The sequence below is a fragment of the Hymenobacter sp. HD11105 genome (assembly GCF_054051685.1).
The window spans coordinates 1-216 of the sequence record NZ_JBSWBR010000030.1; the positions used below are offsets into that span (position 1 = coordinate 1).

At 68.5% G+C, this 216-nt stretch carries 1 protein-coding gene; it reads left to right on the forward strand.

Annotation, left to right across the window (positions count from 1 at the left end; genetic code table 11):
- On the forward strand, window positions 1–216 hold a 216-nt coding region (locus ACW9KT_RS22320), incomplete at both ends, for a hypothetical protein (protein WP_457084612.1).

The following is a 216-nucleotide window of genomic DNA, read 5'->3' on the forward strand; positions in this document are numbered from 1 at the left end:
CTGCCCACCAACTTCGAGCACGCGATGTTTCCGCCCAAGGCCAACTACCCCCGCTACGAAGCACGCGCCCAGCGCAAGTACCCGCAGATGGGCGACATTTCCGCCCGCTCGGCCCTGACCATTCACCGCGGCACGGCCAACCACTCCGATAAGTCGCGGCCCGCGCTGGTGCTGGGCGTCGATGCCCCCACTGCCACCAACGCCGAGCGCCACGAC